The sequence below is a fragment of the Pseudomonas sp. KBW05 genome (assembly GCF_003852405.1).
In the GTDB taxonomy this organism is placed as follows: Bacteria; Pseudomonadota; Gammaproteobacteria; order Pseudomonadales; family Pseudomonadaceae; genus Aquipseudomonas.
On record NZ_QAJM01000042.1, the window covers coordinates 1 to 24,140 of the forward strand.

Below are 24,140 nucleotides of genomic sequence, written 5' to 3' on the forward strand. Positions count from 1 at the left end.
CCCAGTGGAAGAGGCTTTTATGTGGGAGCGGGCTTGCTCGCGAATGCAGTGTGTCAGTCAAAGCTGTTCTAACTGATCCACCGCTTTCGCGAGCAAGCCCGCTCCCACACAAGCCAGCTCACACAATTAGAGAGTGCTCGGTCAGGATTATTGCTCGGTCAACTGAGTCCACAACGCCGGCGCACCCGCCGACCTGGAAATCGCCTCCAACCGCTGCGCATGCTCGACCAGATCCTGCTCACTGGCCCGAATGATGGTGATGGGTTTGCGATCCGCCGACAGGCGACGGATTTCCGAAGGGCGGTTGCCCGAGCCTTCCGCCGAGCCGCTGCCATCCGAGGCGTTACCGGCCAGGGACAGGCTGGTCTGCCCACCGGTCATGGTCAGGTAGACGTCGGCAAGGATCTCGGAGTCGAGCAAGGCGCCGTGGAGTTCACGGCCGGAGTTGTCGACGCCATAACGTTTGCACAACGCATCGAGGCTGTTGCGCTGACCCGGGTGCCGCTCACGGGCCATCATCAAGGTATCGAGGATCGAGCAGTGCTTGGAAATGTCCGCGCGATCCGTCGCCCCCATCAGGGCAAACTCATTATTGATGAAGCCGACGTCGAACGCCGCGTTATGGATGATCAGCTGGGCGCCGTTGATGAATTCGAAAAACTCATCGGCCACTTCGGCAAAGCGCGGCTTGCCTTTGAGGAACTCGTCGGTGATGCCGTGGACGCCAATCGCGCCTTCGTCACTGTCGCGATCAGGTTGCAGGTAGACGTGGAAGTGACGACCGGTGAGGCGCCGCCCCATCAGTTCGACACAGCCGATTTCAATGATCCGGTGGCCATCGGTCACCGGCATGCCGGTGGTTTCGGTATCGAGTACAACGGATCGGATGGCCATCAGGGTTCAGCTCTCAACGGGTGGTGTATTTCAAAGGCCGGGATATTAGCACGTCATGCCCCAAGCAGCCCAAGGCTGGCCCAAGGCCTTGACGTTTGGACAGTTTCTTACACTCTTTCGCAAAGCCGCCGCAGTTTGCCCAGGGCACCCTTGTTAGCCTGCACGCCCCAACCACCCACGGATTGCCTACCCCATGAACCTTTCAAAAGCCTTGTGCGTCCTGCTGCTGATGGGCAGCGCCTGCACGGCGCACGCCACCAGTTTCGTGATGACCACCGACTTTATGGTCAGCCTGTCCATGAGCGCCACCAAGGGCACCAGTTCTTCATTCAAGGATGACAAGGTTGTGCAGGCGGCCAGGGATGACGCCGAAGCCTTCGTCGCCAGCGACGGCGAGATCCGTGGTGTGCGCCTGGAGTCGGCGCTGGCGCATGTGCGTGAACGCCTGCCCGGGCAAACCTACAGTGATATGCAACTGGCCCAGGCCATCGCCGCGCTGTAGGCGTCAGCTCTGCTTGTAACCGCGCACTTCGTCCACACCCCGGTTGGCCAACTGGTCGGCGCGTTCGTTGCCAGGATGGCCGATATGGCCACGCACCCATTTCCAAGTGATGTCATGGCGATTGCACTGCTCGTCGAGCAGTTGCCATAGGTCGGCATTTTTGACCGGTTCCTTGGCGGCAGTCTTCCAGCCACGCTTCTTCCAGTTGACCATCCACTCGTTGATGCCCTTCATCACATACTGCGAGTCGGTCACCAGCAGCACATTGCAGCGGCGCTTGAGTTCTTCCAGGCCGCGAATGGCACCCATCAGCTCCATGCGGTTGTTGGTGGTGTTGGCTTCGCCGCCCCACAGCTCCTTCTCCACGCCCTTGCACACCAGCAACGCGCCCCAGCCGCCAGGGCCCGGGTTGCCTTTGCAGGCGCCATCGGTGAAGAGTTCTACGGTATCGGTCATCGGTTACTCGGTTCGAAATCAAAAAGAAGTTTTACGGCTCGCTTTGCTTGCGATTGACCTTGGCCATCGGCATCGGCACGAGCTTGCCCATGGGTTCACGCCGTAGCTGGCGCACAGGCCGCAGGCCCACCACGATCTTGCGTGCGACCAATAAATAGAAGCCGCCACCCGACAGCTGCCAGGCGCCAGCGCGGCGCTCCCAGCCGGCCAGCCGGGCTTGCCACTTGGTCGAGGCAAGCGGCGGACGATAGCACCCGAAGCGGCGTTTCTCCAGCGCGAAGCCCAGCAGGTTCAGCCAGTCACCCACCCGTGACGGCGAGATACAGCGCGCCTGGCGCAGGCCATCGTGGGCGAACACATGGCGCAGGCCCCAACTGCTCCAGGGGTTGATGCCGACAATCAGCAAATGGCCACCCGGGCGTACGCTGCTCGCCGCTTCACGCAGCAGGCCGTGGGGCGACAGGCAGAAATCCAGGCCATGCTGCAACACCACCACATCGGCGGCATGCTCGCTCAGCGGCCACGCCTGCTCCTCGCAGACAATCTCCACCCCCGGCAGCGGCGCGCCGAGGCGCACGTTGCGTTGCACCTGCGGTGCGGACGGCGGGGTCTGGGCCGAGGGGCCGTAATGCACGAGGTAGCCACCAAAAAACCGGCCCAACTCGTCTTCGAGCATGCGCCGCTCTTCATCCAGCAGAAATTGCCCGATCGGCCCCGACAGCCATTCGCGGGCGGCGCTGATCAGGGCCAGCCACTCAGGATCGGCCTGGGCGAACGCTTTATCAGTCATTGCATTCTCCAACTCGCCTAGACGTTCTAAGATGCACCAATGTGTTCAGCTTGGCGAATCGAAGAATGATACAGATCAGTGCCCTGCCCGCCTTCACCGATAACTACATCTGGTTGTTACAAGACCCCAAGACCCAGCGCTGCGCCGTGGTCGACCCCGGCGATGCCGCGCCCGTACTGGCCTGGCTCGAACAAAACCCTGGCTGGACCCTCAGCGACATCCTGATCACCCACCATCACCATGATCATGTCGGCGGTGTCGAGCAACTGAAAAGTGTTACAGGCGCCAAGGTCTATGGCCCCGCGCACGAAAAAATACCGGCGCGGGACGTCGCCCTCGACGACAACGACCGCATCAGCGTACTGGGCTGGGACTTCGACGTTTATAGCGTGCCCGGCCACACCCTTGGCCATATCGCCTTCTACCACCAGGGCGTGCTGTTCTGTGGCGACACCCTGTTCGCCGCCGGCTGCGGGCGCCTGTTCGAAGGGACACCGGAGCAGATGCACGCGTCTCTCGAGCATCTGGCGTCCCTGCCTGCAGACACCTTGGTGTACTGCACCCACGAATACACACAAAGCAACCTCAAGTTTGCCCAGGCGGTGGAACCGCAAAATGCCGACATCGCCGAACGGGTGGAAAACGTCCGCCAGCTAAGGGCTCGCGGCGAGATGACGTTGCCGTCCAACCTGGCCCTGGAGAAGCGTACCAACCCCTTCCTGCGCACCGCTGAAACATCCGTTAAACAAAAAGCGGACGAACGGAATGGTCGCGACAACCGCCCGGGGGCCGAGGTATTTGCTAGCTTGAGGGCATGGAAAGATAAGTTCTAAGGCAACGCAATCTGATACGTAATTTCTGAATGGTTGACCGGAACCAAAGCGCTTTCTAGAATCGCCCGACATTTTTGCCCGGAACTTACTTCCAGCCAATGTCGTCATCTATTCGTAAATCCATCTCTTCAGACGCATTGACCCGCCTGGCTCAAGCCGTGGCGGTGGCTGTGTCCGCGACTCTGGCGGGCTGCCAATCGACAAATTACGCTGCACAATCCACCGTGCAACCCAAACCGAATCTTGCTGCCAAGATCAAGCAAAAACCCGTTATCTGGCTCTCAGAGAAGCCTGCCCCGGAAGTGCCCCAGGATGTCTGGGAACGCATGCGCCGGGGCTTTCAATTGCAGGATGGGGTTGGCGTCAACCCGCGCATCGAGCAACAGCGCCTGTGGTTCGCCAGCAACCCGTCCTTCCTGGAAAACGCCGGCGAACGCGGCAGCCTCTACATTCATTACATCGTCGAACGCCTTGAAGAACGCAACATGCCCCTGGAGCTGGCGCTGCTGCCAGTGATCGAAAGTGCCTACAACCCAATGGCCTATTCGCGCAGCGATGCAGTCGGCTTGTGGCAATTCATCCCCTCCACCGGGCGCTACTTCAACCTGCGCCAGACCCGCGCCTACGACGGCCGTCGCGATATCACCGCCTCCACCACCGCCGCCCTGGACTATCTGACCCGTCTGCACGATATGTTCAACGGCGACTGGCTGCTGGCCCTTGCTGCGTATAACGCTGGCGAAGGCACGGTGAGCCGGGCCATCGAGCGCAACGAAAAGCTCGGCCTGCCCACCGACTACTGGAACCTGCCACTGCCCCAGGAAACCAAGGACTACGTGCCCAAGTTCCTGGCGCTGTCCCAGGTGGTGCTGGCGCCCGAAGCCTACGGCGTGAACCTGAACCCGATTGCCAACCAGCCGTACTTCGAAGTGGTTGAAGTCAAGCAAAGCATGGACCTGTCCCGGGTTGCCGCGCTGGCCGAGATCGACGAAGACGAACTGTTCCAGCTCAACCCCGCTCTGAAACAACGCACCACCCTGGACGGCCCCCAGCATCTGCTGGTGCCGACCTCCAAGGCGCAACTGCTGACCAGCACCCTTTCGACGATGAAGCCCGAAGAATTGCTGAGCATGCGCCCGAAAAAGCCGGTGTTCGACGAAGTTGAAACCAAGGCCGTTGCCGGGCGCAGCCGCAGCTACAAGGTGCGCAGTGGCGACAACCTGACGCTGATCGCCAAGGCCAACAAGGTCGATGTGCATGACCTGCAACGCTGGAACAAGCTCAATGGCCAGCAGCTCAAGGTCGGCCAGACCCTGGTGATGCAGGACACGCGCAAGCTAGTGGCCAAGGCCGGCAGCAAGAAACCCGTGCAATACAAGGTGCAGAAAGGCGACTCGCTGTACATCGTCGCCAAGCGTTTCAACGTCGAGATGCAACATCTCAAGCGTTGGAACCCGCGCACTGGCCAGGCGTTGAAGCCCGGGCAGATGCTGGTGGTTTCCGGGCCGCGTTAAGCCCTCAAGAACACCCGGGAGCAATGTGGGTGGGCTTGTGTGGGAGCGGGCTTGCTCGCTCCCACACAAGCCCGCTCCCACATTGGTTTATCGCCGTTTCCAAGATGCTTTTTCCAACCGGAACAAGCTGTTACTGTACCGATCATAAAGCCCAAGCCGCCTGGATCGGATCTCTGACTTGAAGCGTCCCCTCCTTCTACTAATAAGTCTGGCCTTGAGCTTTACCGCGAACGCGACCATTACCGAGAGCCACGGTTATACGCAGTTCGGCGTGCTCAAGTACCCGGCCAAATTCACCCACTTCGATTGGGTAAACCCTGCAGCGCCGAAAGGCGGGACCTTGCGGGTCATGGCATTTGGCACCTTCGACACGCTCAACCCTTATACCTTCAAGGGCTCCAGCCCGGTTTCCACCCCCAATTTCCTGCAATACGGCGTCAATGAGCTGAACGAACCGTTGATGGTCGGCACTGGCCAGTACGCGCCCTCCGGTGATGAACCCACCTCCAGCTATGGCCTGATCGCGCAGTCGGTGGAGTACAGCGAGGACCGCAGCTGGGTGGTGTTCAACCTGCGCCCGGAAGCGCGCTTCCATGATGGCAAGCCGATCACAGCCTATGACGTCGCGTTCTCCTATCGCACCCTGCTGACCGAAGGCCACCCGCAATACCGCACCAACCTGCAAGAGGTGGCGCGGGTCGATGTGCTCAACCGTCACCGCATCCGCTTTGTGTTCAAGCGTGCGGGCAACCCGTTGCTGATCCTGCGTCTGGGCGAGTTGCCGGTGCTGCCCCAGCACTACTGGAAAGACCGCGACTTCAAGGCCACCACCTTCGAACCGCCACTGGGCAGCGGGCCGTATCGTGTGACCAAGGTCACCCCTGGCCGGCAATTGGTGTTCGAACGGGTCAAGAATTACTGGGGCAAGGACCTGCCGGTCAACCAGGGCTTCTATAACTACGACAAGGTCGAAGTGGAGTTCTACCGCGACAGCGACGTGGCCTTCGAAGCTTTCAAGGCCGGCGAATTCGACATCTATATCGAACACCAGGCGAAGAACTGGGCGACCGGCTACAACTTCCCGGCGGTCAACCGTGGCGATGTGATCAAGGCGCAAATCGCCCACCAGATCCCCACCCAGAGCCAAGGCCTGTTCATGAACACGCGCCGGCCCACGTTCAGCCAGACCAAGGTGCGCGAAGCCCTGGGGCTGATGTTCGATTTTGAATGGACCAACCGCACCCTGTTCAGCAGCGCCTATAAACGCACCTTGAGCTACTACCCCAACAGCGAATTCTCGGCGACCGGCGTGCCGCTGGGCCATGAATGGCTACTGCTCTCGCCGTACCGCGACCAGTTGCCGGTGAACCTGTTCACCCAGCCCTTCAGCCTGCCGCAGACCGACGGCCGTGGCATCCCGCGTGACACCATGCGCCGCGCCCTGGCCCTGCTCGGCGAGGCCGGCTGGAAGCTGTCGGGCCAGCGCCTGCTTAACAGTGACGGGCAACCGCTGCGCTTCGAAATCCTGCTGGTCAACCCGAACCTGGAGCGCATCCTGCAGCCCTATGTCGAAAACCTGATCAGTATCGGCATCGACGCACGCCTGCGCACGGTTGACCGCGCCCAGTACAAGCAGCGCCTGGATCAATTCGACTACGACATGATCCTGATCACCCTCAACCAGACCCTGAGCCCCGGCCTTGAGCAGTGGCAGTACTTCCACTCCAGCCAGGCCGCGATCAAGGGCAGCAAGAACTACGCGGGCATCGCCAACCCGATTGTCGATCACCTGCTGGAACAACTGCTCGCAGCGCAAACCCGCGACGCACAACTGGCCGCCGGCCGCGCCCTTGACCGGGTGCTGCTGTGGCAGCACTACAGCATTCCCAACTGGTATCTCAACTATCATCGCTTGGCGTACCGCAACCGGTTCGCCTTTGTCACCACGCCGCCCTACAGCCTGGGCCTGAGCGCATGGTGGCTGAAAGCTTCGGAGAAAGCCCAATGACGTATTTGCGCAACGCATTGATCGCCAGCCTGTTGCTGTGCAACCTGGCACACGCCGCCCCACAACATGCGCTGACGCTGTACAACGAACCACCCAAATACCCCGCCGACTTCAAGCACACCGACTACGTCAACCCCGACGCGCCCAAGGGCGGCACCTTCCGCGAGTCCAGCCTGACCGGCTTTGACAGCTTCAACCCATTTATCAGCAAAGGCGTGCCCGCCGACAATATCGGCCTGATCTACGACACCCTCGCCACCCAAAGCCTCGATGAACCCTTCACCGAATACGGCCTGGTAGCCGGCAAGATCGAAAAGGCCCCGGACAACAGCTGGGTACGCTTCTACCTGCGCCCCGAAGCGCGCTTCCACGACGGCCACCCGATGCGTGCCGACGACGTGGTGTTCAGCTTCGAGACCCTGATCAAGGACGGCACCCCGCTCTATCGCACCTACTATGCCGATGTGGATGAAGTCATCGCCGAAGACCCGTTGCGCGTGCTGTTCAAGTTCAAGCGCACCAACAACCGCGAATTGCCGCTGATCCTCGGCCAATTGCCGGTATTGCCGAAACACTGGTGGGCCACCCGCGACTTCAACAAGGGCAACCTGGAATTCCCGCTGGGCAGCGGTCCTTACCGGGTGGCCGAGGTCAAGGCCGGGCGTTCGGTGCGTTACGAACGGGTCAAGGACTACTGGGGCAAAGACCTGCCGATCAACAAGGGCCTCTATAACTTCGACCAGCGCATCACCGACTACTACCGCGACGCCACCGTGGCGCTGGAGGCGCTCAAGGCCGGGCAGTTCGACTACTGGGCCGAGTTCAGCGCGAAGAATTGGGCCAACGCCTACAACGTGCCAGCGGTAGCCGAAGGCCGTTTGGTCAAGGAAGAGATCCCGAACGGCAATCCCACGGGGATGCAGGGCTTTGTGTTCAATGTGCGCAAACCGATGTTCGAAGACGTGCGCGTGCGCAAGGCCATCAGCCTGTTGCTGGATTTCGAATGGAGTAACAAGCAGCTGTTCAACGGCGCCTACACCCGCACCCGCAGTTACTTCGAAAACTCCGACATGGCCGCCACCGGCCTGCCCGGCCCGGACGAGTTGGCAATCCTTGAACCGCTGCGCGACAAGATCCCGCCGCAGGTCTTCACTGAAGCCTTCGCACCGGCCAAGACCGACGGCAGCGGCATGATCCGCGCCCAGCAGCGCGAGGCCTACCAGTTGTTGCAGGAAGCCGGCTGGAAGATCGTCGACGACAAGATGGTCGATGCCACCGGCAAACCGGTGACCATCGAATTCCTGCTGGCCCAGACCGAATTCGAACGCATCCTGCTGCCGTTCAAGCGCAACCTCGCCGACTTGGGGATCGACCTGGTGATTCGCCGGGTCGATGTGTCCCAGTTCATCAACCGCCTGCGCTCGCGGGACTTCGACATGGTGGTGGGTAGCTTCCCGCAATCGTCGTCGCCGGGTAACGAACAGCGTGAATTCTGGAAGTCCACCAGCGCCGACAAGCCCGGCAGCCGCAACTACATGGGCCTGAAAGACCCGGCCGTCGATCAACTGGTGGAACAACTGATCGATTCCGACACCCGGGTTAGCCTGATCGCCCACGCCAAGGCCCTGGACCGCGTGCTGCAATTTGGCTACTACGTGATCCCCAACTGGCACATCAAGACTTTCCGCGTGGCCTATTGGAACAACCTCGGTCATCCAAAGGTTTCGCCGCTGTACGACGTCGGCATCTCTACCTGGTGGAGCAAGCCGAATGTGCAACCGCCGGTTCCCCCCCAGACGAGCGCCGACCCGGCGAGCGGAGGCGATTAAATGCTGGCCTATATCTTTCGCCGCCTGTTGCTGATCATCCCAACACTGTTCGGGATCTTGCTGATCAACTTCATCATCATCCAGGCCGCGCCAGGCGGCCCGGTTGAGCAGATGATCGCCAAGCTCGAAGGCTTTGACGGTGCCACCAGCCGCATCGCCGGCGGCGGTGCCGAAGTCGCGGTGGCCGGTTCCAGCTACCGTGGCGCCCAGGGCCTGGACCCGGCACTGATCAAGGAAATCGAGAAAATGTACGGTTTCGACAAGTCGGCGCCGGAACGCTTGTGGATCATGGTCAAGAACTACGCCCGCCTGGACTTTGGCGACAGCTTCTTCCGTGACGCCAAGGTCATCGACCTGATCAAGGAAAAGATGCCGGTGTCCATCTCCCTGGGGTTATGGAGCACGCTGATCATGTACCTCGTGTCGATCCCCCTGGGGATCGCCAAGGCCACGCGCCATGGCAGCCACTTCGACGTGTGGACCAGTTCGGCAATCATCGTCGGTTACGCGATTCCGGCGTTCCTGTTTGCGATCCTGTTGATCGTGGTGTTTGCCGGCGGCAGTTATTTCGACTGGTTCCCGTTGCGCGGGCTCACCTCCAACAACTTCGACGAGCTGAGCTGGGGTGGCAAGATCCTCGATTACTTCTGGCACCTGGCGCTGCCCATCACCGCGTTGGTGATCGGCAACTTCGCCACCATGACCCTGCTGACCAAGAACAGCTTTCTCGACGAGATCAACAAACAATACGTGGTCACCGCCAAGGCCAAGGGGCTGACCAACCACCGCGTGCTCTACGGCCATGTGTTTCGCAATGCGATGCTGCTGGTGATCGCCGGGTTCCCGTCGGCCTTTATTGGCATCTTCTTCACCGGTTCACTGCTGGTGGAAGTGATCTTCTCCCTCGACGGTCTGGGCCTGATGAGCTTTGAAGCGGCGATCAACCGCGACTACCCGGTGGTGTTCGGCACGCTGTTTATCTTCACCCTGCTGGGGCTGATCGTGAAGCTGATCGGCGACCTCACTTATACCTTGGTCGATCCACGCATCGACTTCGCCAGCCGGGAGCATTGAGATGAATCTATCCCCCCTCAATCGCCGCCGGTTCGAGCGGTTCAAGGCGAACAAGCGTGGCTGGTGGTCGCTGTGGCTGTTCTTGATCCTGTTCGTGCTCAGCCTGGGCGCGGAGTTGATCGCCAACGACAAGCCACTGGCGGTGCACTTTGACGGCGACTGGTATTTCCCGGCGCTCAAGCGCTACCCGGAGACCACCTTCGGCGGCGAGTTCCCCCTGGAAGCCAACTACAAGAGCCCGTATATCCAGGAGCTGCTCAAGGCCAAGGACGCCTGGACCTTGTGGGCGCCCATCCCGTTCAGCTACCAGAGCATCAACTACGACCTGAAAGTGCCGGCGCCGGCGCCGCCCTCCTCGGTCAACCTGCTGGGCACCGACGACCAGGGCCGCGACGTGCTCGCGCGGGTGATCTACGGCTTTCGCGTGTCGGTGCTGTTTGCCCTGACGCTCACCGTGCTCAGCTCCATCATCGGGGTGATCGCCGGCGCCTTGCAGGGCTTTTACGGCGGCTGGGTGGACCTGGCCGGGCAGCGTTTCCTGGAGATCTGGTCCGGCTTGCCGGTGCTGTACCTGCTGATCATCCTCGCCAGCTTCGTGCAGCCCAACTTCTGGTGGCTGCTGGGGATCATGCTGCTGTTCTCCTGGATGAGCCTGGTGGACGTGGTGCGCGCCGAGTTCCTGCGCGGGCGCAACCTCGAATACGTGCGTGCGGCGCGGGCGCTGGGCATGCAGAACGGCGCGATCATGTTCCGCCATATCCTGCCCAACGCGATGGTCTCGACCATGACCTTCATGCCCTTCATCCTCACCGGCGCCATCGGCACCCTCACCGCCCTGGACTTCCTCGGCTTTGGCTTGCCGGCCGGTTCGCCGTCGTTGGGCGAACTGGTGGCTCAGGGCAAATCCAACCTGCAAGCGCCGTGGCTGGGCATGAGCGCGTTTGCCGTGCTGGCGATCATGTTGAGTCTGCTGGTGTTTATCGGCGAGTCCGCTCGCGATGCCTTCGACCCGAGGAAATGAGATGAATCAGGACAATCTGATCGAAATCCGCGACCTCAGCGTCGAGTTTGTCACCGGCGAGCATTCCCACCGCGTGGTCAACAACGTGAGTTTCGACATCAAGCGCGGCGAAACCATCGCGCTGGTGGGCGAAAGCGGCTCGGGCAAGTCGGTGACCGCGCACTCGATCCTGCGCTTGCTGCCCTACCCGTTGGCACGCCACCCTTCCGGCACCATCGAGTACGCCGGGCAAGACCTGCTGACCCTGAAAGAAAAGTCCCTGCGCCACATTCGCGGCAACCGCATTGCAATGATCTTCCAGGAGCCGATGACCTCGTTGAACCCGCTGCACTCCATCGAGAAGCAGATCAACGAAGTGCTCGGCCTGCACAAGGGCCTGCAAGGCAAGGTCGCCACCCAGCGCACCCTGGAATTGCTCGATCTGGTGGGTATCCCCGAACCGCACAAGCGCCTCAAGGCGCTGCCCCACGAATTGTCCGGCGGTCAGCGCCAGCGGGTGATGATTGCCATGGCCTTGGCCAATGAGCCGGAATTGTTGATTGCGGATGAGCCGACCACGGCCCTCGACGTCACCGTGCAGCTGAAGATCCTCGAGCTGCTCAAGGAATTGCAGGCGCGCCTGGGCATGGCCTTGCTGCTGATCAGCCATGACCTGAATCTGGTGCGGCGCATTGCCCATCGGGTGTGCGTGATGCAGAAAGGCTGCATCGTTGAACAGGCCGAGTGCGAAACGCTGTTCCAGTCGCCCCAGCATCCCTACACCCAGGAGCTGCTGGCGGCCGAGCCCAGCGGCGGCCCGGCGACCAATGTGGTGGGCCCGCCGTTGCTGGAAGTCGATGACTTGAAGGTCTGGTTCCCGATCAAGAAAGGCTTCTTGCGCAGTACCGTGGACTACGTCAAGGCCGTGGACGGCATCAACTTCAGCCTGCCCCAGGGGCAAACCCTGGGGATTGTCGGCGAGAGCGGCTCGGGCAAATCCACCCTGGGCCTGGCGATCCTGCGGCTGATCGGCAGCAAGGGCGGCATTCGCTTTGAAGGCCAGCAACTGGACCAACTCACCCAGCAACAGGTGCGCCCGCTGCGTCGGGAAATGCAGGTGGTGTTCCAGGACCCGTTTGGCAGCCTGAGCCCGCGTATGTGCGTCAGCGAGATCGTCGGCGAGGGCCTGCGCATTCACAAGATGGGCACGCCGGTGGAACAGGAAGCGGCGATTATCGCGGCGCTCAAAGAGGTGGGCCTGGACCCGGAATCCCGCCATCGCTACCCGCACGAATTCTCCGGCGGCCAGCGCCAACGCATCGCCATCGCCCGCGCCCTGGTGCTCAAGCCACGCCTGATCCTGCTGGATGAACCCACCTCGGCGCTGGACCGCACGGTGCAACGCCAGGTGGTGGAATTGCTGCGCAGCTTGCAGGCCAAGTACAACCTGACCTACCTGTTTATCAGCCATGACCTGGCGGTGGTGAAGGCGCTGAGTCATCAGTTGATGGTGGTGAAGCAGGGCCAGGTGGTGGAGCAAGGCGAGGCGAAGGCGATCTTTGCCGCCCCGCAGCACCCTTACACCCAACAGTTGCTGGAAGCCGCGTTCCTCGTGCCGGCCTGACACAACACAGTTCAACATGTGGGAGCGGGCTTGTGTGGGAGCGGGCTTGCTCGCGAAAGCGGTGGATCAGTCACTGGATGAGTTGACTGACCCACCGCATTCGCGAGCAAGCCCGCTCCCACATTTGACTGTGGGCGCCTCAACATACCAATAGCATCCAATATCATTTGCGCACACCCCGTCCCTTTGCTTTAATCGCGACCAATTCTTATTTACGCCAATCCTTTTGCGCTGGATGGATATTGTGTCGACCTCTTTCACCCACCTCTACGGCACCCACCACAGCTGGCTGCTCGGCCTGTTGCGCCGCCGCTTGAATGACCGCTGGGATGCCGCCGACCTGGCCCACGACACCTTCATCCGCATCCTCAACCGCCCACCAGCCGAGACCGATCACCTGCGCCAGCGCTCCTACCTGGCCACCATCGCCAGGGGTTTGTGCATCGATCACTGGCGCCGCCGCCAACTGGAAAAAGCCTGGCTCGACAGCCTGGCCTTGCGCCCGCAAGACACCCAGCCGTCGCCGGAACAGCGCGCAATCATCGTCGAGACCCTTTACGAAGTAGACGCCATGCTCGCGCGCCTGCCGCGAAAGGTCAGCGAAGCCTTCCTGCTCGCCCAACTCCATGGCCTGCCCTACCAGCAGATCGCCGGACAGTTGGGCGTGGGCGAGCGCATGGTCAAGAAATACATGGCCCAGGCGCTGCTGCACTGCGCGATCCTCGAAGCCGAACTGGACGGGATGCTGGTGCAATGAACAGCCCCGGCACGCTCAGCCATGCCAGCCTGGAACAGGCGGCGCAATGGTATGTGCGCTTGCAGGCCCCAGGCAGCGCCCAGGAGCAACAGCGCTGGCAGGCCTGGGTGGCGCAGAACCCCGAGCACTTGGCCGCCTGGCAGTATGTCGAGCGCGTCAGCCAACGCTTTGCGCCGCTGCTGGAGCAACCGCAAAGCGCCGGCCGGGCCTTGCGCAGTTCCCGTCGGCAAACCCTCAAGACGTTGCTGGTGCTGTGCGGCGGTTCGACACTGGCCTGGGGCGCCTGGCGCAACACCGCCCTGCCCCGGCTGGTGGGCGGTTGGAGCGCCGACTACGCCACCACCCGTGGCGAAACCCGCGATGCGTTGCTGGCCGACGGCAGCCATGTGTGGCTCAACGCGTTGACGGCCCTGGATGTGCGCTTCGATAGTGCGCAGCGCCTGTTGCAGCTGCGCTTTGGCGAGGTGCTGATCGACACCGCCAAGGACGCCCATAGGCCGTTCCTGGTGGACACCGAACACGGGCGCCTGCAAGCGCTGGGCACCCGCTTCAGCGTGCTGCATGACGAACATCGCACCCACCTGAACGTCTTCGACGGCCGCGTGCAAGTCAGCACGCTCAGCGGGCAGGTGCGCATCATCGAAGCCGGCCAGCAAGTCTGGTTTACCCGCGAACACGTCGATACTACCGCCACCGTATCACCCGCGCGTGAAGCCTGGAGCCACGGCGTACTGCTGGCCGACAACCTGCCGCTGGGCCAACTGATCGCCGAACTCAACCGCTACCGCCAAGGCCACCTGGGCTGTGATCCGGCCGTGGCGCAGTTGCCAGTGATGGGTTCGTTCCCGCTCAAGGACAGCGACCACGCCTTGTACCTGCTGCAAGCCGCGCTGCCGATTCGCCTCGACAGCCCCCTGCCGTGGTGGGTCACCGTCGTACCGAAATAAAAATGCCAATCGCCAGTTCCCCTTTTGAACACTCGTCCGGTTAACCCTGCAGACGCTTTCAATTCGCCGTTCGATCTGATTCAAAGGGAACTCTTCATGTCGCAACCTGCTCGTTTCGCGCTGCGCCCATTGGCGCTGGCCACCTCACTGTTTTGCCTCGGCGTACCCACGGCGTACGCCGCCGAGCCGGACGCCACCCAGCAAGCCACCCGCAGCTACAGCATCGCGGGCGGCTCCCTGGTCAGTGTGTTGAACAGCTTCGCCGCGCAATCGGGCATTTTTATCGCCGGCCATAACAGCCTTGCCGCCGGCAAGACCAGCCCCGGGCTCCATGGCAGCTACACCCCGGCCAGTGGCTTGCAGCGCCTGTTGCAAGGCAGCGGCTTGCAGGCACTGCCCCAAGGCAACAACGGTTACGTACTCGAACTCATCCCGGCCAACAGCGGTGCGCTGGAACTGGGCGCCACGACGATTTCCGGCGAGCAACTGGGCGCCATCACCGAAGACAGCCACTCCTACACCACCGGGTCCATGGCCTCGGCTACCGGCCTGCCGCTGTCGATGCGCGAAACCCCGCAATCGGTCACCGTAATCACCCGCCAGCAGATGGACGACCAGGGCTCCAACAGCATCGCCGACACCCTGCGCCGCGCCCCCGGCATCAGCGTGCAGAACTACGACAGCGAACGCTGGGAGTTTTCCGGGCGGGGCCTGCCAATCACCAACTTCCAGTACGACGGCGTCAACTCGACCTACGACGGCGTGTATGACTACGGCACCACCAGCACCGACATGGCGGTGTACGACCACCTGGAAATCATCAAGGGTTCCGCCGGTTTGCTCAGCGGCTCCGGCGACCCGTCGGCCACCGTCAACCTGATCCGCAAAAAACCCACCGCCGCCTTCAAGGCTTCGGTGACGCAGACCTTTGGTTCGTGGGACAACTACCGCACCGAAGGCGATATCTCCGGGCCGCTGACCGAGTCCGGCAATGTGCGTGGGCGTTTTGTCGGCGTGTATCAGGATCGCCAGTCCTACCTGGACCACTACCAGAACACCAAGGACATCGCCTACGGCATCCTGGAAGCGGACCTCACGCCCGATACCCTGCTTACCTTCGGCATCGACCAGCAAAACACCCGCTCCCGTGGCGCCACCTGGACCGGTTTCCCGATGTTTTTCAGCGACGGCTCGCGCACGAATTTCTCGCGCTCGTTCAACCCCGCCGCCGACTGGAGCCGCCGCGACTTCACCAACCAGACAATCTTCGCCTCCGTGCAACAGAAACTGGCCAACGACTGGTCGCTCAAAGTCAGCCTCGACCGCAAGCGCAGTCAGCACGACACCCTGCTCGCCTCGGCCAGCGGCGGTAACCCGGACCCGGTGACGGGCGATGGCATGTACATGTTCATGGGCAAGTACAAAGGCGACCAGGTGCAAAACACCCTGGACATCAACGTCAGCGGCCCCTTCAGCCTGCTGGGTCGCGAACACGAGTTGATCATGGGCTTCATGGCCACCCGCTCGAAACAGGATGTGCCGGTGTACGGCTCGATCTACCCAGGCGTCGGCGGCAGCATCTTTGACTGGCACGGCGAGTACGCCAAGCCGGACATCCCCCGCAGCGGCCAGAACGACATTGTGCAACGCCAGACCGGCGCCTACCTGGCCACGCGCTTGAAGCCCACTGATGACCTGTCGGTGATCCTCGGCGCCCGGGTCAACAACTTCAGCGGCACCGACACCACCGACTTCTATGACCCGACCAAAGCCGACAACCGCACCACCTATCAGCAGAGCGGCGTGGTCACGCCGTATGCCGGGCTGGTCTACGACCTCAACGACACCTGGTCGGCCTACACCAGCTACACCCAGATCTACCGCCCGCAAACCAGCAAGGACGCCGACCGCAAGCTGCTCGACCCAGTGGAAGGCAACACCTACGAAGCCGGTCTCAAGGCTGCGTTCTACGACGGCCGCCTGAACGCCAGCTTTGCGGTGTTCCGCATCGAGCAGGACAACGTTGCCCAATACGTTTCCGGTTTTGATACCGACTCGGTATACCGGGCGATTGCCGGTGCCACCACCAAGGGCTTCGAAGCTGAATTGTCCGGTGAGGTGCTGGACGGCTGGAACATCTCGGCCGGCTACACCTACCAGCACACTCGCGATGCGGATGACGGCTACGTGTACAGCTCGGTGCTGCAAACCACCACGCCGCAGCAGGTGGTGCGCCTGTTCAGTTCCTATCGTCTGCCCGGCGCCCTGGACAACGTCACCGTGGGCGGCGGCGTGAACTGGCAGAGCGAGTTCTTTGGCAACGTGTTCCAGCCCAACCCGAATGACAGCGTCAACGGCGGCGACTACGCGCGCATCACCCAGGACAGCTACTACCTAGTGGACCTCATGGCCCGCTACCGCTTCAACGAACACCTGAGCGCTACGCTCAACGTGAAGAACCTGTTCGATAAAAAGTACTACACCGGCCTTGGCAACTTTGGCACCGGGTTCTACGGCGAACCGCGCAGCCTGCAATTGGCGACCAAATGGGACTTCTGACCTGAAGCCTACCCCTCGCCCTTCTTGCTGATACAGACCACCGCAATCAGGGAAGCTGCTGCTTCTGACGGCTGTCATCCAGAGAGATCATCCGAGCCCCCCTTTACTCGGTTCTCTCTCATGGATGACTTTCAAGCCCTTGCCCTGTCGTGGGACGATCTGCCCAGCGACACCGCGCTGCCCGTCACTTCGCGCCCTACTGAAGCGTTCCTGAACGAGCGCCGGAACCTGCGCACCGAAGGCGACCAGGTATTGATCGCGCAACTGATCGAGCGCCTCCTGCTGCCCTCAAGTCAGGCGCGGCTCCTGTCCCTGCTGCCGATTCCAGTACCCGAGGCGTCTTTGCTGGGCCAATGGTGCGCAGTGTTTTACAAGGCCATCAACCAGCATGACTTCATCGCCTGGGCCGTGGCTCAGGGCTTTGATTTCGGGACGCTACGGGTACACGACAGCGCGCTGCACGTGACCGCGCGCGGAACGCCCAAGGTCTTCACTCTCGCCGACACGTCCGACTGGTGGAGGCTTGCAAACCCCATCATCTACATCAGCCAGTTGGTTGACCCCACAGGCCGGGGCATGCCGTATATCGGCCCCCAGATACCCAACCGCGCACCTGGTCTGCCGCTGGACCTGTGCCTCGCATTCCATGGCTACCCGCTGCCCGCGAATCGGCTCCAGGAGCAGACCATCATCGAGGAACTGCGCGGCCTGGGCGGGTTTCCCGGCTTCGACGATAACGGCCGCAGCAAGTCGATGGTCTACTCCGAGTTGCATCAACAATTACTCGACTACCAGCAACTGGCCAATGCCCTCGATGCGCTAGTGGGAGCGGCGAACACCTTCTCCCCCTTGGAGATCTATCGCACGCGCCTGCACCTGACGTCCGGTTCAAGGCTCGCCCGGACACTGAAAGAAGCGGCGGGCCTGTTGCAGTCAATCCTTGACGACAATGACCTGTCTGCGCCGAGCAACGCGACCGCGCTTCACTATTTCGACCGCCAGCAACAAGTGCTCTGTCTATGGCCTCCTGCCCCTGGTCACGAAACCAGAACCGTGGTGCCCGCCGTGCCAGATACCCGTTGGTACAGGTTGGGATTGCTCAGTGAGCAACTGGGTGTCGACGTGTTTTCGGATCAAAGCCTCAGCATTGGCAGCGCGCTCCAGGCCTACGCGATTGAGCGGCCGCTGAACCAGGCCGCGATCGGCTCCCTGGTTCAACACCTGCGCGAATGGCCCGCGCCCGCACTGCCCGTGGTATTGAACACGGCGCGCTCGTTCTCCGAGTTGTACCGTTACCGCCAGTATGTTGGCCTGCTGAATGATCGCCATACCCTGCGTAGTGCACTGTCCAGTGTGATCGACGGCGGCATGCTGGAGGGCATCGACGGCCTCGACAGATCGATCACCGGCGACCCCGACACCCTTCACGCAACCCTCAACAAAGCCTACGCCCAATTACGGGTCCTGACCGACGATCCCGACTTCCTGGCCATTCGCGCCACACAACGTATCGCCCCCACCAGCCACATATTGTTTAGCGCGTCCGGTGGCATTGGCGCCAATGGCCTGGACGGCAAATGGAAGTCCCTTACCGACGCCGTAATGGACCACCCCAGGCTTTCGCTGCAGGCTCTGCTGCTCAAGGAGGTGGCGGCAAAAGCCGGCGGTTATCTGCGTACCAACGACACCGTGACCCTCGACCAGGCCTTGCGTCTCTACGCAGTCAAAGTGCCCGACACGCTGGACGAGGCACGCGTCACCCTGCAACGCCTGGCCGTCAGCCAGCCTTTGCCTGCCGGCCAGGGCCACTACTGGCGCGCACTTAAGCCGGTGTCCGGCGCACAGCCCTCGGCATGGACACTCTCGGTCCTCCAGTGCCAGCAGATCACCACCATCAGCGAACGTTTCATGGCGGATCGTGAGGGCACCTTGTTCGAGTGCCTCGGCCACCCCCTGGTGGCCGGTAAAACCGTGGCTGATGTGCGTGCGCAAGCAGACTTCCTGATGATCCGCCTGCTGGCGTCGCCCCTGGCCCAACAGCTCGGCGACGACCTCACGGGGGCCCTGCGCTGGCATGGCGGCCACGCCAGAGAACGAACTGAACGCGGCAGTCGCAGCGCGTTGATACTGGCGGCACTGATCCTGGACCTGGTGTCCGAACCGCAAGCGCACCCCACGCGCCTGAATACACTTGACTGGCACGCAGACTACTACTGGGGCGAACCGGCTGAGTTCGTGCGCGATCAGATCGAAGGCAGCCTGTACCGGCTCAGCGCGCCGGTGCGGCCCCTCGCAGCACACCTGATCCTCAGTGAAAAGAGCCCGCACCTGCTGGTACGCGACATCCCCGACGGCACGCCGGGCCTGAGCTCCCAGGCGTGGGTCCTTTACCGTCAGTACGTCACGTACATGGAGCACGTAATCCCGGGGTCTTCCCGTCAATTGACCTACGCGCAGATCATGTTTCTCGCGCGCCTGGCGCCAGAAGGCAGCTGGAAAACATTCCTGTCCAGTACCGAAGCCACCTGGCCCATTCTCGAATGGGCCCTGGTCAACGGCGTACTGGCGCCCAAGCCCCGTCATGGCACGCGCGCGATCAATCTAGCCATTGAGGCCCTCAACGATCAGCGCACGCGTCTGGCATCCACCCTTGAAACGTTTACCCAACCCATCGTGTCTATGCGCCAGACCGCGTTGGCGGACCTGCGCAGCGTCTATCCCGACAACCCGCGGCTGGAAGACCGGGTGTTTGTCGAGGCCGGCCACGTCGTAACCACGGCTACCGGGCCCAAGTATTCCCTCGTCGACCTGCATATGGCCGATAGCCTGGACCCTGCGTCGCACCAGTGGCACTCCAGCGACCCTGCCATCGACTATCAGGAATTGGCCAAGCAACTCCCTTTGCTCCGCCGGATTAACCAAGCCTACTTCCAGGCATTTGATCAAAAGCTCGAACAGCTGAAAGCAGCCTATGGCGAAGCCATCCGCTACTGGCTCTCTCACCTGACGTTGCCGCGTCGCGAGGCCCTGGAATACGGCCTGATCCAGTTTTTCAGCCTGAGCCGACACGCCCCCGATACCTCCGTCGCCGATGTCGGCCGGTTCGGTGTGCTGGTGTATGCCGAGTTCTACAGCAACCGAGACTTCTATGAAATCTTCCCCAGGCACTTGTTGATTCGCTGCCGCCGCGACCTGAATTACCGGCAGGTCGTGCAAGCCCTCAATATTCCGGGTGGCCAGCCCTGGATGCGGTTCGACTGGTTGGCCTATCGCCAAGGGACCCAGCCGATCAACGAGTCGTTGACTGGTGCTGCAACCGACCTGGTGATCAACAAGCTGGACACCGAACTGCCCGCCGCCACCGAGCTACCGCCGCTGGATACGCAAGGGCGCCGGGTACCGCGCACTCTCGACTCACCGCGCGCCCATGCGTTGACGGCGGTCATTGTGGACCAGCACCTGCTGCACGAGGGGCTGGCACTTCGGGAAACAGCCAGGCTGCCGATCACCCTGGCGCAAGCGGTGAGCGGCGCAGATCCCTGGGCGGATTACCTGCACAGTGTGGTACTTGTGGCGCGTTGAAGCTTGAACAAACACGCATTTTATATAAGGCTGCATGCCTGCTCATCAAGATCATCGCCAGGGAAAGCTTACCCATGAGTACCACGACAGCTCCCCATTTCTGGCGAGATCCCGCACTGGGGTTTATCGAAGCCCGTACCATTGCCGATGGACGCAAGGTCACCTATTCCCGTCACGCCCACGAGCATTTCTCCATCGGCGCGGTCACCGCGGGGCGCAGTTACTACCACTACGGCGCAGACACCTTCGAGATCTGCGCCGGCACGGTGGTGCTGATGAACCCCGGTGATGTACACGCCTGCAACCCCATCCAAGGCGAACCCTGGTCGTATCAGATGCTGTACATCGACACGCCCTGGCTGACTGACTTGCAGCACCAGTTGGGCTTCAGCACCGACCAGGGTTACCGTCCGTTCAACACCCCTTACATCCAGGACGAGACCCTATACAGCGGCCTGCTGGAGCTTTACCGGATACTCGTGGATCGGCAGGCCGAATACCTGCAAAAGCAGAGCGCGCTGGTGAGTTACTTCAGTGAAGTGCAGCAACGCCTGAACCCTGCCCAGGCGCCCTTGCGCGAGGTCAACCACAAGCTGGAGCGGGCCGCCGAGTACATCCGTGAACACTGCACCCAGGCATTGAAACTCGAAGACATCTGCCAGGCCGCGGAGCTGTCGCCGTCTTACCTGATCCGTGCGTTCAAGCAATATTGCGGGTTCACGCCCCATGCGTTCATGGTGAACCAACGCATACAGTTTGCCCGCACACAACTACGCCAGGGCGAACTGATCGCCGACGTGGCCCTGGCCGCCGGCTTTGCCGACCAGGCGCACTTCCAACGCACCTTCAAACAGCATTTCGCGGCCACCCCAGGGCAATACCGCGAGGTCCTCAAGCCATCAGCAGATAACCCACACTGGCCACCAGCAACGCGGCCATCGAGCGGTTGAACACGCGCACGCCCTGCGAGTTACTCAGGTAACGCCGCAAAAACGTACCGGCATAGGCCCAACACGCCACCGACAGGTAGCAGATCACCAGATACAAGCTGGCAAACAGCCAAACCTGCTGCGCGTCGCCATCAGCGACAAACAGGCCCATCCCTGCCACGCACGCAAGCCAGGCCTTCGGGTTGAGCCATTGCATGATTGCGCCGTACAGCATGGACGGCGCGGCGGCGGCATTGTCGGCTTGCAAGCGGCCATCGTCGGCGGCCAGTTTCCAGGCCATCCACAACAAAAACACCACCCCGCCCCACTGGATCAACTGGGTCAGCAACGGCCAGCGCACCAACACTTCGTGCAAGCCCAGACCGATCAACACCAGCAGCAGGGTAAAACCGGCTGCGGCGCCGAACACATGTTTCTGGCTGGCGGCAAAGCCAAAGCGCGCGCCGGAACTGAGGGCGACCACGTTGACGGGGCCAGGCGTGATAGAGGTGGCCAGGGCGAAGGCGGCCATGGAGATGATCAAACTCATTGCGATTCCCTTATTGTCGTGACGCTGAAGATGGCATCACGGTAAAGGGCAAATCCCACGCGGTATTGAACAAAATCACCCTCTGGGCGTTCACTGCGCCGGCGTGGGGGCCTGGGTCACGATATCGCCCTGGCCCAACACTCGGCCGTCCTCGGACATGATCTCGACCTTGCGCAACGGCTTGAGTGCGCGGGCATCCAGCAAGCGGGTGCCAAGCTGCTCCGGTTCGGTGTGCGCCTCACCCCACTGCGCCAGCGTCACCAGCACCGGCATCAGCGCGCGGCCCTTGTCGGTCAGTTGATATTCACTGCGCGCGCCCACTTCGCTGAGCTGCAACAGGCCTTGCTCGACCATCTCCTTGAGGCGCGCGGCGAGGATATTCTTGGCCACGCCCAGGTGCTTCTGGAAGTCGCCGAAACGCGTCACGCCGGCAAAGGCATCGCGAATGATCAGCAGCGTCCACCAGTCACCCACCACATCCAGGGCGCGTGCGACCGGGCAACAGTCGCCTTCCAGGCATTTGCGTTTCATTGTCGGGCCTCCGGCCAGTTGAACAATACGGTTGCATTATAGGACCGATACACTCAAGATAAAAACGGTTTCATAATTAAACCTAATTCGCAGCCTGGAGCTCAGCATGGACATTCGTGGAAAAGTGGTACTGGTCACCGGCGCCAATCGTGGCCTGGGCAAAGCATTCGTCACCGCGCTGCTCGAAGCTGGCGCGGCCAAGGTCTACGCCGGCGCGCGCAACCCTGCCAGCGTGGACATTCCAGGAAGCACGCCGGTCGCCCTGGACATCACCGACGCCGCCAGCGTGCAGCACGCCGCCGAGCAGTGCAGCGACGTCAGCGTGGTGATCAACAACGCAGGCTTTCTCCAGTACGGCTCGCTGCTGGCCGAAGACAGTGTCGAGAACCTGCAACAGCACTTTGATGTGAACACCTTCGGCACCTTGCGCGTAAGCCGCGCGTTCGCACCGACCCTCGCCCGCCAGGGCGGCGGCGCGCTGATCAATGTGCTCTCGGTACTGAGTTGGCTGAGCCCGCCGGGCGCCGGTGGCTACAGCACCTCCAAGTCCGCCCAGTGGGGCTTGACCAACGGCCTGCGCGGCGAGTTGCGCTCACAAGGCACCCTGGTCATCGGCGTACACCCCGCCTACATCGACACCGACATGGTCGCCGATGTGCAAGCGCCGAAAAGCACGCCCCAGGAAGTGGTCGCACTCACCCTGCAAGCCCTGGCCGAGGACCGCGAAGAAGTGCTGGTCAGCGACACCAGCCATGGGGTGAAGGCGTCGCTGTCCACAGACAGCCCGGTGTACCTCAACCATTGATCAAGGACACGTGCGTGCCCACCCCGGCACGCACGCCTTCGGCCACTGCCAACGCCACCGAACCGGCGGCGAGGGACGCATCGCCACAGGCAAACACGCCGGGGACGGAGGTCTGGCGGGTTTCGTTGGTGCTGACATAAGGGCCCGTGGGGCCATCGAGCCTTGTGCACCCCAACTGTTCGGCCAGCGCGCTGATTCGCGTGCGCGGCAGCGTGAACAGGCCATCCAGGCTGAAAACCCGGCCATCTTCCAGCTCCACATCCGCACGCTCACCGCTGATACGACGCACAGCGCCACTTTCCCAATTGACGCCACGCCGCTCCAACTGCGCCCGTTGCTCGGCATCCGGGGTGAATACGCCGTTGGTGAACAACGTGGTCGGACCCCAGTCCGGCAGCATCAGCGCGTGATGCATCGCCAGCGCGGAGCTGGCCAATACGCCGATGCGCCCTTGTTCCAGCTCATAACCATGGCAGTAAGGGCAATGGAACACCCGCGAGCCCCAGCGTTCCTGCAGGCCCTCGACAGCGGGCAACTCGTCCACCACGCCGGTCGCGAGGATCAGGCGGCGGGCGTCAAATTCGCCGTTGCATTGGGTGCTGACGCGAAACCCGTCCGCCTGGCCATGGGCCTGGAGCACGCTGTCCTGCACCCAGCTCACTGTCGGGTACTCCATCAGTTGGCTGCGCCCTTCTGCGGCGATCAGGTCGGGCGCCTGGCCGTCCTGGCCGAGAAAGCCATGGGAGGTCGCGGCAAACCGGTTGCGCCGCTGCCCCGCATCGATCACCAGCACCTTGCGCCGCGCCCTTGCCAGTTGCAGGCCCGCAGACAGGCCGGCATAACTGCCGCCCACGATAATGACGTCGTACAGCATGATGGGTGACTCCGCGCTTTCTGCGCCAGGGGGTCCTTGCGCTATCACGGCACACCATAAGTTACATGAAAATACAGCGTCA

The 24,140-nt window shown here is 62.0% G+C and carries 20 protein-coding genes; 14 read left to right on the forward strand and 6 right to left on the reverse strand.

The window, feature by feature from the left end:
* Nucleotides 1–147: 147 nt before the first annotated feature.
* Nucleotides 148–894: a DNA polymerase III subunit epsilon gene (gene dnaQ / locus DBR46_RS27385; protein ID WP_124529139.1), complete on the reverse strand. Its 747-nt coding sequence runs from the start codon at nucleotides 892–894 to the stop codon at nucleotides 148–150.
* A 193-nt stretch (nucleotides 895–1,087) separates the two neighbouring features.
* On the opposite strand from dnaQ, the gene DBR46_RS27390 reads away from it, so the two are divergent.
* Nucleotides 1,088–1,396: a DUF2388 domain-containing protein gene (locus tag DBR46_RS27390; protein ID WP_124529141.1), complete on the forward strand. Its 309-nt coding sequence runs from the start codon at nucleotides 1,088–1,090 to the stop codon at nucleotides 1,394–1,396.
* Nucleotides 1,397–1,399: 3 nt separating this feature from the next.
* Here DBR46_RS27390 and rnhA read toward each other — a convergent pair whose 3' ends face one another.
* Together rnhA and DBR46_RS27400 are read right to left on the reverse strand one after the other, a co-directional pair.
* Nucleotides 1,400–1,852 carry a ribonuclease HI gene (gene rnhA / locus DBR46_RS27395; protein ID WP_017738572.1) on the reverse strand — a complete coding sequence of 151 codons (453 nt, stop codon included), beginning with the start codon at nucleotides 1,850–1,852 and terminating at the stop codon, nucleotides 1,400–1,402.
* Nucleotides 1,853–1,883: 31 nt separating this feature from the next.
* Nucleotides 1,884–2,642: a class I SAM-dependent methyltransferase gene (locus DBR46_RS27400; RefSeq protein WP_017738571.1), complete on the reverse strand. Its 759-nt coding sequence runs from the start codon at nucleotides 2,640–2,642 to the stop codon at nucleotides 1,884–1,886.
* Nucleotides 2,643–2,707: 65 nt separating this feature from the next.
* Here DBR46_RS27400 and gloB point away from each other — a divergent pair, with 65 nt between their 5' ends.
* From gloB to DBR46_RS27460, 12 genes are all read left to right on the forward strand, one after another.
* Nucleotides 2,708–3,475, forward strand: a complete 768-nt coding sequence (gene gloB / locus DBR46_RS27405) for a hydroxyacylglutathione hydrolase (RefSeq protein ID WP_124529143.1) — start codon at nucleotides 2,708–2,710, stop codon at nucleotides 3,473–3,475.
* 98 nt (nucleotides 3,476–3,573) lie between these two features.
* The gene (locus DBR46_RS27410; RefSeq protein WP_124529145.1) at nucleotides 3,574–4,989 is read left to right on the forward strand and encodes a transglycosylase SLT domain-containing protein; all 1,416 of its coding nucleotides are present in this window, start codon (nucleotides 3,574–3,576) and stop codon (nucleotides 4,987–4,989) included.
* A 178-nt stretch (nucleotides 4,990–5,167) separates the two neighbouring features.
* Nucleotides 5,168–6,997, forward strand: a complete 1,830-nt coding sequence (locus DBR46_RS27415) for an extracellular solute-binding protein (RefSeq protein WP_124529147.1) — start codon at nucleotides 5,168–5,170, stop codon at nucleotides 6,995–6,997.
* Nucleotides 6,994–8,826, forward strand: coding sequence for an extracellular solute-binding protein (locus tag DBR46_RS27420; protein WP_124529149.1), 1,833 nt, complete (start codon nucleotides 6,994–6,996; stop codon nucleotides 8,824–8,826). The genes DBR46_RS27415 and DBR46_RS27420 overlap by 4 nt, the downstream gene beginning before the upstream one ends.
* The gene (locus DBR46_RS27425; protein ID WP_017738566.1) at nucleotides 8,827–9,900 is read left to right on the forward strand and encodes a microcin C ABC transporter permease YejB; all 1,074 of its coding nucleotides are present in this window, start codon (nucleotides 8,827–8,829) and stop codon (nucleotides 9,898–9,900) included.
* Between the two features lies 1 nt (nucleotide 9,901).
* Complete coding sequence (locus tag DBR46_RS27430) at nucleotides 9,902–10,921, forward strand: ABC transporter permease (RefSeq protein WP_017738565.1); 1,020 nt, start codon at nucleotides 9,902–9,904, stop codon at nucleotides 10,919–10,921.
* A 1-nt stretch (nucleotide 10,922) separates the two neighbouring features.
* Nucleotides 10,923–12,524, forward strand: a complete 1,602-nt coding sequence (locus tag DBR46_RS27435; RefSeq protein ID WP_124529151.1) for an ABC transporter ATP-binding protein — start codon at nucleotides 10,923–10,925, stop codon at nucleotides 12,522–12,524.
* Nucleotides 12,525–12,759: 235 nt separating this feature from the next.
* Complete coding sequence (locus tag DBR46_RS27440; RefSeq protein ID WP_124529153.1) at nucleotides 12,760–13,281, forward strand: sigma-70 family RNA polymerase sigma factor; 522 nt, start codon at nucleotides 12,760–12,762, stop codon at nucleotides 13,279–13,281.
* Nucleotides 13,278–14,228 carry a FecR domain-containing protein gene (locus DBR46_RS27445; protein ID WP_124529155.1) on the forward strand — a complete coding sequence of 317 codons (951 nt, stop codon included), beginning with the start codon at nucleotides 13,278–13,280 and terminating at the stop codon, nucleotides 14,226–14,228. Before DBR46_RS27440 ends, DBR46_RS27445 begins: the two co-directional genes overlap by 4 nt.
* A gap of 96 nt (nucleotides 14,229–14,324) precedes the next feature.
* On the forward strand, nucleotides 14,325–16,787 hold the full coding sequence (locus tag DBR46_RS27450) for a TonB-dependent siderophore receptor (RefSeq protein WP_124529157.1): 2,463 nt from the start codon (nucleotides 14,325–14,327) through the stop codon (nucleotides 16,785–16,787).
* A gap of 120 nt (nucleotides 16,788–16,907) precedes the next feature.
* Nucleotides 16,908–20,369, forward strand: a complete 3,462-nt coding sequence (locus DBR46_RS27455; RefSeq protein ID WP_124529159.1) for a hypothetical protein — start codon at nucleotides 16,908–16,910, stop codon at nucleotides 20,367–20,369.
* A gap of 74 nt (nucleotides 20,370–20,443) precedes the next feature.
* A complete protein-coding gene (locus DBR46_RS27460) occupies nucleotides 20,444–21,319 on the forward strand; it encodes an AraC family transcriptional regulator (protein ID WP_124529161.1) in 876 nt (291 codons plus the stop codon).
* Here DBR46_RS27460 and DBR46_RS27465 read toward each other — a convergent pair.
* Together DBR46_RS27465 and DBR46_RS27470 are read right to left on the reverse strand one after the other, a co-directional pair.
* Complete coding sequence (locus DBR46_RS27465) at nucleotides 21,261–21,848, reverse strand: LysE family translocator (RefSeq protein ID WP_124529163.1); 588 nt, start codon at nucleotides 21,846–21,848, stop codon at nucleotides 21,261–21,263. The two genes, DBR46_RS27460 and DBR46_RS27465, sit on opposite strands and share 59 nt — an antisense overlap.
* Before the next feature lie 90 nt (nucleotides 21,849–21,938).
* Nucleotides 21,939–22,379, reverse strand: coding sequence for a helix-turn-helix domain-containing protein (locus DBR46_RS27470; protein ID WP_124529165.1), 441 nt, complete (start codon nucleotides 22,377–22,379; stop codon nucleotides 21,939–21,941).
* Nucleotides 22,380–22,485: 106 nt separating this feature from the next.
* On the opposite strand from DBR46_RS27470, the gene DBR46_RS27475 reads away from it, so the two are divergent.
* Entirely contained in the window at nucleotides 22,486–23,184 is a 699-nt protein-coding gene (locus tag DBR46_RS27475; protein ID WP_124529167.1) for an SDR family oxidoreductase, read from the forward strand.
* Here DBR46_RS27475 and DBR46_RS27480 read toward each other — a convergent pair.
* The gene (locus tag DBR46_RS27480; RefSeq protein WP_124529168.1) at nucleotides 23,174–24,058 is read right to left on the reverse strand and encodes an NAD(P)/FAD-dependent oxidoreductase; all 885 of its coding nucleotides are present in this window, start codon (nucleotides 24,056–24,058) and stop codon (nucleotides 23,174–23,176) included. The two genes, DBR46_RS27475 and DBR46_RS27480, sit on opposite strands and share 11 nt — an antisense overlap.
* Nucleotides 24,059–24,140 lie beyond the last annotated feature (82 nt).